Annotated in this window: 9 protein-coding genes; 3 read left to right on the top strand and 6 right to left on the bottom strand. The window is 64.2% G+C overall.

The window, feature by feature from the left end; genetic code table 11:
• Positions 1-57 precede the first annotated feature (57 nt).
• From EN943_RS32120 to EN943_RS32130, 3 genes are read right to left on the bottom strand one after another with little or no spacing between them, the layout of a single operon-like run.
• Positions 58-909, bottom strand: a complete 852-nt coding sequence (locus tag EN943_RS32120; RefSeq protein ID WP_127416020.1) for an ABC transporter permease — start codon at positions 907-909, stop codon at positions 58-60.
• Positions 896-1,720, bottom strand: coding sequence for an ABC transporter ATP-binding protein (locus EN943_RS32125; RefSeq protein WP_127416021.1), 825 nt, complete (start codon positions 1,718-1,720; stop codon positions 896-898). Before EN943_RS32125 ends, EN943_RS32120 begins: the two co-directional genes overlap by 14 nt.
• A gap of 12 nt (positions 1,721-1,732) precedes the next feature.
• Positions 1,733-2,737, bottom strand: a complete 1,005-nt coding sequence (locus EN943_RS32130) for an ABC transporter substrate-binding protein (RefSeq protein WP_127416022.1) — start codon at positions 2,735-2,737, stop codon at positions 1,733-1,735.
• Between the two features lie 265 nt (positions 2,738-3,002).
• Between EN943_RS32130 and EN943_RS32135 the strand changes: the two genes are divergently transcribed.
• Both EN943_RS32135 and EN943_RS32140 read left to right on the top strand, forming a co-directional pair.
• Positions 3,003-3,386 (top strand): RidA family protein, encoded by a 384-nt coding sequence (locus tag EN943_RS32135; protein ID WP_127416023.1) that lies wholly within the window; start codon positions 3,003-3,005, stop codon positions 3,384-3,386.
• 54 nt (positions 3,387-3,440) lie between these two features.
• Positions 3,441-4,244, top strand: coding sequence for a creatininase family protein (locus tag EN943_RS32140; protein ID WP_127416024.1), 804 nt, complete (start codon positions 3,441-3,443; stop codon positions 4,242-4,244).
• Positions 4,245-4,528: 284 nt separating this feature from the next.
• On the opposite strand, the gene EN943_RS32145 is transcribed toward EN943_RS32140, so the two are convergent.
• Together EN943_RS32145 and cobD are read right to left on the bottom strand one after the other, a co-directional pair.
• A complete protein-coding gene (locus EN943_RS32145; RefSeq protein ID WP_127416025.1) occupies positions 4,529-5,038 on the bottom strand; it encodes a tyrosine phosphatase family protein in 510 nt (169 codons plus the stop codon).
• Positions 5,035-6,081: a threonine-phosphate decarboxylase CobD gene (gene cobD / locus EN943_RS32150; protein WP_127416026.1), complete on the bottom strand. Its 1,047-nt coding sequence runs from the start codon at positions 6,079-6,081 to the stop codon at positions 5,035-5,037. The genes EN943_RS32145 and cobD overlap by 4 nt, the downstream gene beginning before the upstream one ends.
• Between cobD and cbiB the strand changes: the two genes are divergently transcribed.
• Positions 6,080-7,048, top strand: coding sequence for an adenosylcobinamide-phosphate synthase CbiB (gene cbiB / locus EN943_RS32155; RefSeq protein WP_127416027.1), 969 nt, complete (start codon positions 6,080-6,082; stop codon positions 7,046-7,048). The two genes, cobD and cbiB, sit on opposite strands and share 2 nt — an antisense overlap.
• A 330-nt stretch (positions 7,049-7,378) precedes the next feature.
• Here the strand turns inward: cbiB and cobO are convergent.
• Positions 7,379-7,964 (bottom strand): cob(I)yrinic acid a,c-diamide adenosyltransferase (gene cobO / locus EN943_RS32160; protein ID WP_127416028.1); only part of this gene is annotated, 586 nt, incomplete at its 5' end.

The following is a 7,964-nucleotide window of genomic DNA, read 5'->3' on the forward strand; positions in this document are numbered from 1 at the left end:
AGGGGGAGATGTCCGGCAGGACAGAGGGGGGCGCTTCGCGCGAACCTTTCAATCATCCTAGCGCTCCTGCTTCAGTGCGCTTTCGTGCCAACGCCGCAAAATGAGATGCGAAATCAGCGACAACACGAGGAAGATCAAAATGCCGGTCAGCGAGATCAGGAACAGCGCCGCGAACAGCCGCGGCGCGTTGAGGCGGTAGCCGGCCTCGATGATGCGCGAGGCAAGGCCGGACGACTGGCCGGTGGTGCCGGCGACGAACTCGGCCACCACGGCGCCGATCAGCGACAGGCCACCGGCGATCTTCAACCCGCCGAGGAAATAGGGCATCGCCGCCGGCAGCCTGAGATAGCGCAACTGCTGCCAGCGCGTCGCGCCATTGAGCTTGAACATGTCGCGCAGATTGCGGTCGACGGAGTTGAGGCCGAGCGTGGTGTTGGACAGGATCGGAAAGAAGGCGACGATCCAGGCGCACAGCAGAAGCTTGGTCGTCTGGTCGTTCACATAGATGTTGATCAGCGGAAAGATCGCCACGATCGGCGTCACCTGCAGCACGATGGCGAACGGGAAGAACGACATCTCGACCCATTTCGACTGCGCGAACAGCACCGCCAGCCCGACCCCGCCGATGACGGCCAGAGCCAGGCTGAGGAAGGTGATGCGCAAGGTGACCAGCAGCGAGGAAAACAGCAGGCCGGCATCGCTATAGAGCGTCCACAGCACCACGCCCGGGCGCGGCAGGATGTACTGCGGAATCTCGTTCCAGACGCAGATGCGATCCCACAGCCAGATCGCCAGGATCATGATCGCCAGCGGCAGCACCCAGCGGCCGATCCGTTCGAACCGCTCCTGGCGCACGCGGCGCGCTTCCTCGGGGTCGAGTTCGAGCACGCGCTCGTCAATGGCCGTCATGATGCGCGCCTGCTGTTGAATTGATGGCCTTGACCAGCACGTCGGAGGCCTGCCGGCACAGCGCCGCATAGTCTGGCGAGGTCCGAAACGCCTCGTCACGCGGATAGGAGGCCTTGATGGCGAGTTCGTCGAACACCCTGCCTGGCCGCGCCGCCATGACGACGACGCGGTTGGAGAGGAACACGCTTTCAAAGACGCTGTGGGTGACGAAGACGACGGTGAAGCGTTCGTCCTGCCACAGTTCCAGGAGATCATTGTTGAGCTTGAAGCGGGTGATCTCGTCGAGTGCGGCGAACGGCTCGTCCATCAGCAGCACGCGCGGTTTGGTCACCATGGCGCGTGCGATCGAGACGCGCATCTTCATGCCGCCGGACAGTTCGCGCGGCACCGCGTCTTCGAAACCGGTCAGGTGAACCCGCGCCAGCATTTCAGTGACCGCTGGCGCGGCCTTGGCTCGGCTGATGCCTTTCAGCCGAAGCGGCAGCCAGACATTGTCGAAGACATTGGCCCAGGGCAGCAGCGTCGGCTCCTGGAAGACGAAGCCGATGTTCGAACGGTCAAGCGAGCCGCCGCCGCGCCAGTCGAGCACGCCGGAGGTCGGCGTCGACAGGCCGGCGATCAGCCGCAGCGCCGTCGACTTGCCGCAACCCGACGGCCCGAGCAGGCTGAGGAAATCGCCCTCCCGGATCGTCAGATTGACATCGCTCAGCGCCGTCACGCCGTTGGAGAAGACCTTGCCGACGCCCCTCAGCGCCAGCAATGTCGATGCAACGTCCGAGGCCGGCGCTGGCGCCACCTTTTCCCTTATCATGCCGGGACCGGCCTATTTCTTCAGCTCGAGCCCGACGCCTTTGTTGATGAAGGTCAGCGTGTAGGCCTTCTTGATGTCGATGCCGTCGGGTGTGACCTTGGCCTTGACCATCTTGTCGTAGAAACTCTTGATCCGCGCGTCGGTCATGGCGCCGATGCCGAGCTTTTCGGTGTCGCCGGAATCGGCCAGGCCGAACTTCTTCATCTGCTCGATCGAGAACGCGATCTGCTCGTCGCTCATGTCGGGATTGTCTTTCTTGATCATGTCGTTGGCTGCTTTGTTGTCGCCGTAGAGATATTTGTACCAGCCCTTGGCGGAGCCATCGACGAAGCACTGGACCACCTCCGGCTTCTTGTCGATCGTGTCCTGCATCACCTCGATCGTCGTCGAATAAGTGTCCCAGCCATAGTCGGCGAGCAGGAACTGGTTCGGCACGAAGCCGCCTTCCTTCTGGACCGCGAACGGCTCTGAGGTGACGTAGCCCTGCTGGATCGACTTCTTGTTGGCGAGGAAGGGAGCGGTGTTGTAGGTGTAGGGCGCGCGTTTGGAGGCGTCGAAGCCGAGTTCGATGACCATCCACTGGAAGAAGGTCTGCACGCCCTCGTCGCCCAATATGTACTGGTCGGCGTTCTTCAGGTCCTCCCATTTGTCGAGCCCCTCGCCGGGGTGGGACATGATGACCTGCGGGTCCTTCTGGAAATCCGCCGCCACCACGCGCATCGGTATGCCTTGCTGGACGGCATCGAAGGCCGACAGCAGATTGCCGCCCATGTAGAAATCGATCTTGCCGGCCAGCAGCATCGGCCGGCCGCTGACTTGCGGACCACCCTGCATGATGGTGACGTCGAGGCCACAGGCGGCGTAGGTGCCGTCCGCCACGGACTGGTAATATCCGCCATGTTCCGGCTCGGCCAACCAGTTGGTGCCGAAGGTGACTTTCTCATTCGCAGCAGCACCCAGCGTGCTGGCTGCAAGCAGGGCCACAACCGCCACCGAGATCTTCTGTTTTCCGTACATCGACACCACCCTCTGTTTGCTCCGGCGCGCCACGCACCAGGCTCGACACCAAAGATTCAAGAAGCAAGACACATGCCACCGGCGTCACGCGCCGGGACCGCCCGCTTGAACGGCATTGCTATGCCAAGGGCGGGAGGGTCATGCTGTACGGAAGGCATCGTGCCTATTTTTTGAACGCCTGTCCACAATCGCCCGGCCAACATGCACCGCCATCTTGAAGGTGCAATGGGTCAAGCCTTAGGCTACGGCCAAACCGGAGATTGCCATGTTCAAATTCCTCACCCCGAAGTCGATCAAGCCGCCCTTTGCCCGCTACAGCCACGGCGTCGAGGTGCCGCCCGGCAAGCGGCTGGTGCTGTGCTCGGGCCAGGTCGCCATCACCGCTGACGACCAGATTCCCGAAGACGCCGGTGCGCAGGCCGAGCTCTGCTTTCAAAACATCGCGGCGATTCTCGGCGAAGCCGGCCTGGGTCTCAGGGATATCGTGCGCATCAACGCCTATGTCACCGACCGCGCGCATCTGCGGCCCTATATGGATGTCCGCGACCGGCTGTTTTCCAGCCCCGCGCCGGCCTCGACGCTGATGATCGTTTCCGGCTTTGCCCGGCCCGAATTCAAGGTCGAAATCGAGGCCCTAGCGGCGGGGTGATCGACAGGCCGCCCGTCCCGCGCTAGGTCTGGCCGTTCATCGAAGAGGCATGACATGACCGTTGCGAAAAAACGCGTGTGGTGGGGCGACTACCGAACCACCGAATACGCCTCGATCGATCCGGAGGCGACGATCGCCGTGCTGCCGGTGGCGGCGATCGAGCAGCATGGTCCGCATCTGCCGGTTTCGACCGACACCTCGATCATGAACGGCATGCTCGACACGGTCATTTCGCGCCTGCCCGACGATCTCGACATCCGCATCCTGCCGGTTCAGACGGTAGGCAAATCCAACGAACATTTGCATGCGCCGGGCACCCTCACACTGCCGGCAACCACGCTGATCGAAGCCTGGACCGAGCTTGGCCTGTCGATCGCGCGCGCCGGCGTGCGCAAACTGATCATGGTCAATTCGCATGGCGGCAACGAGGAGATCATGGGCATCGTCACGCGCGAATTGCGCGTGCGCGAAAAAATGCTGGCGGTAAAAACCAGCTGGCAGCGCTTCGGACGCCCGGCCGGCATGTATACCGAACTGGAGGACCGTCACGGCATCCATGGCGGCGATGTCGAGACCTCGCTGATGCTGCATTTCCGGCCGGACCTCGTGGACATGGGCAAATCAGACAATTTCGTTTCCAATGTCGCCAAGGCCGAAAAGGAATTTTCGCTGCTACGCCACACCGGCACCCACGCGTTTGCCTGGATCGCGGGGGATCTCAACCCGAACGGCGTCGTCGGCGATGCCAGCATCGCGACGGCGGAAAAGGGCCGGCTGACGGCAGAATATCAGGCCGACGGCTTCATCAACCTGCTGCGGGATGTGCGCAAGGCGAAGCTCGCGGAGTGGTTGACGTAGCATAGTTGCGCGGCACAGGTGCACTGACCATCAGATGGCACATCGCGCCCTTCTTAGATTGGCCGAAGCCTCCCCGCCTTCGTCATCCTGGGGCGAAGCAAGGAGCGAAGCGACGCGGCGCAGACCCGAGGATCCATGCCGGGACTCGGAAGCGCCACAACGGTGCAGCATTCTGCTCCGTTGCACTCTACGGCCGATGTCGCGGCATGGATCCTCGGGTCTCCGCGACGGAGCTTCGCTCCTGCTCCGCCCGTGGATGACGAAGGTGGGAAGGCTTCGGGGAGTTACCCGTCGATCTTCAGCGCAAAGGGCGTGCCCTCAAAGGCATCCGCACCGCGCCCGATCGATTCGATCGCCTCGATCATGCGGCCGTTGCGATCAAGCAGCGCATCGGCCACGGCGATCAATCGCGGATTGGGTGTCGCCGAGGGCGACAGCGCCCGCAATGTCCGCGCCAGCTCGGCCTCGTCACGCTTCGGCGCCAATGCGGCCGCGATGATATAGGCCGAAGCCGTCGAGCGGCTGATGCCGGCATAGCAATGCACGAGCATCGGCCTTGCCCGGTCCCAGCGGCGCGCGAAATCGAGCAGGTTGCGGACATGCTCTTCGCCCGGCATGGTCATGCCGTCTTGCGCCATCGCGATGTCGTGCATGACCAGATGCAGATGATTTTCTTTCAATATCGAGGCCGGCCGGACCACCTCCGTTCCAGCGGCAAGCAGCGACAGCATGCGGTCGGCGCCCGTCCTGGCCACCGTTTCCTCGATCTTTGCCAGCGAGCAGACGTGGATCATTGTTTTGAACCCTTCGATTGATCCTCGCGCCGCGACGCCCATTCGGCAAGAGCGGTTTCAAGCCGCTGCCACTCCTCCTCATTCCCCGGCAGGCCGGCGCGCAGAACGTCAGGCCGGTCGGCAAAATGGCGAAGCAGGATGCCACGCTCGCCAAGGGCCGCAAACAGGTCGGCCGCATCGGCCAAGCGGAGATAGCGGAACAGTGTGGTGCCGCCAGCAACGGGAACGCCGAAGCGGCCGAACAGCGCGTCAAGCCGCGCCGATGCACCCGCAAGGGATGCCCGCATCGCGTCCTGCCAGCCGATGTCGGCAAGCGCGCGGATGCCATATTCCAGCGCCGGGCCGGCGACGGCCCATGGCCCGAATTGCGTTTCCAGCCGTTCGACCGTTGCCGCGTCGGTAAGTGCAAAGCCGAGCCGCAGCCCGGCCAGGCCAAAGAACTTGCCGAACGAGCGCAGCACGACGATGCGGCCCTGGCCGACATCGCCCGCGAGGCTGTGTTCGCGCGGGCCGACATCCATGAATGCCTCGTCGACGACCAGCAGCCCGCCCTTGGCACACAGTCCGGCGGCCAGCGCCAGCAACCGGTCGCGCGCGATGACGCGCCCATCCGGATTGTTCGGATTGACGATGATGGCAAGGTCGGCGTCCGCCAACGCTTCGAAATTATCGACCTCCGCCACCTGGTGCCCGGCGATCGCGGCGGCGCGGGCATGTTCGGCGTAGGTCGGACCCAGCACCAGCGCCTTGCCGTGGCTGATCAGCGAGGCGACGCGCGGCAACAGGATCTGCGTGCCCGGCGCCGCCACGACGTTGGCTGGCGACGGCGCGCCGTAGGTGCTGGCCGCGATCTCTGTCAGGTCGCGCGTGCGCGCGGCTTCCGGCAACCGCGACAGCGAGGTGGCGGGCAGGTCGAAAAGCGGGTAGGAGTGCGGATTGATACCGGTCGAGAGGTCGACGAAAGGCAGCAGAGCGTTGGGGAAAAGCGCCCTCGCCCGGCCAAGACTTCCACCATGGTCCACCGCTCCTTCAAGAAGCTTCATGTCAGTCCTGATCGCTTTCCTGTCATTGGCCGTCGAATTCGCCCTCGGTTACCCCGACTGGCTGTTTCGCGCCATCGGCCATCCGGTGACGTGGTTCGGCAGGCTGATATCCTTTCTCGACCGCAGGCTCAACCACGCCACTGATCCCGACGCGCTGCGTCGCAAGCGCGGTGTCCAGGCGCTGCTGGTCATCGTGCTGGTGCCGGCGATAATTGGCCTCGGCGTGCAGGTCCTGCTCTGGTTCGTTCCCATGGGCCTATTCATCACGGCCCTTCTGGCAACGTCGCTTCTGTCGCAGAAGAGCCTTTACGAGCATGTCGAGGCGGTGGCCGACGCGCTCGACACCGGCGGTCTTGCTCTGGGTCGCGTTGCCGTCTCGCGAATCGTCGGCCGCGATCCCGAAACGCTCGACAGAGCCGGCGTCTGCCGCGCGGCGATCGAGAGCCTGGCCGAGAATTTTTCGGACGGCATCGTTGCCCCCGCCTTCTGGACCGGCGTCGGCGGCCTGGCCGGCGGCGTCGCCTACAAGGCCGCCAACACCGCCGATTCGATGATCGGCCACCGCACCCCGCGCCACGAGGCTTTCGGCTGGGCGGCGGCACGCTTCGACGATTGGATCAACCTGCCGGCGTCGCGGCTGACGGCGCTGCTGATCGTGCTGGCGGCTTTCCTGGTCAGGGGCGCCGATCCGCGCAATGCCTGGCACGCAGTATGGCGCGATGCCAAAAAGCACCGCTCGCCCAATGCCGGCTGGCCGGAAGCGGCGATGGCCGGCGCGCTCGGCCTGGCGCTCGCCGGACCGCGCAGCTACGGCGGCGTTCTGGTCGACGACGTCTTCATGGGCGAAGGCGGTCGCCGCGAAGCCGACAGCGCCGACATAAGGCAGGCGCTGAAACTCTATCGCGTCGCCGACTATCTGCTGATTGCGCTGTTTGGGTTGGTCGCCGCGATCATCATTCTGGCGTGACCTCACCGCCTCGTGAGTTCTCTCCCGTAGGGGAGGAAGGGAGCCGAGCTGCAACAGGTTCGCGCCTTTCCTCTCCCCCGTCGATCGGGGGAGAGGTGGCTCGGCGAAGCCGGGACGGAGTGGGGATCGACCAGCTCGGCAGTCGCGTTTTCGCATCCGCCGGGTCGCGCCTGCCAGTCTGCGGCCGCGCGTTCGATAATCGCCGTCCCCCAATCCGTCGCTGCTTCGCAGCGCCACCTTTCCCCCCTCCGGAGGGAAAGGAAGGGAGCCCCGCTGGGAGCGTTGGCGACCAGACTTGAACGGCCTACCCACAGAAGGGGACAACAGATATCAGAACTCAATCCCTTGCTGCGCCTTCACGCCTGCCGAAAAATGATGCTTGGTCACGCCCATCTCGGTGACGAGGTCGGCGGCCTCGACCAGCGCCGACTTGGCGTTGCGGCCGGTGACGACGACATGCAGGCCTTCACGTCGGGCTTTCAGCGCTGCAACCACCTTGTCGAGATCGAGATAGTCGTAGCGCAGCGCAATGTTCAGCTCGTCGAGCACCAGAAGGCTGATCGACGGATCGGCCATCAACTCCAGCACCTTGGCCCACGCGGCTTCGGCGGCGGCGATGTCGCGCTTCAGATCCTGCGTTTCCCAGGTGAAGCCCTCGCCCATCGCGTGCCAGACGACGCGGTCGCCGAAGGCAGCAAAAGCGTCCTTCTCGCCGGTGTGCCACTTGCCCTTGATGAACTGGACGACGCCGACGCGCTTGCCGTAGCCGAGCATCCGCAGCGCCAGCCCAAAGGCGGCCGTGGTCTTGCCCTTGCCGGGACCAGTATTGACGATCAGCAGCCCCTTTTCGACCGTCTTGCTCGCCACCTCGGCATCCTGCACCGCCTTGCGCTTGGCCATCTTGGCGCGGTGGCGT

It is taken from the genome of Mesorhizobium sp. M7A.F.Ca.US.006.01.1.1 (genome assembly GCF_003997935.1).
Taxonomy (GTDB): Bacteria; Pseudomonadota; Alphaproteobacteria; order Rhizobiales; family Rhizobiaceae; genus Mesorhizobium.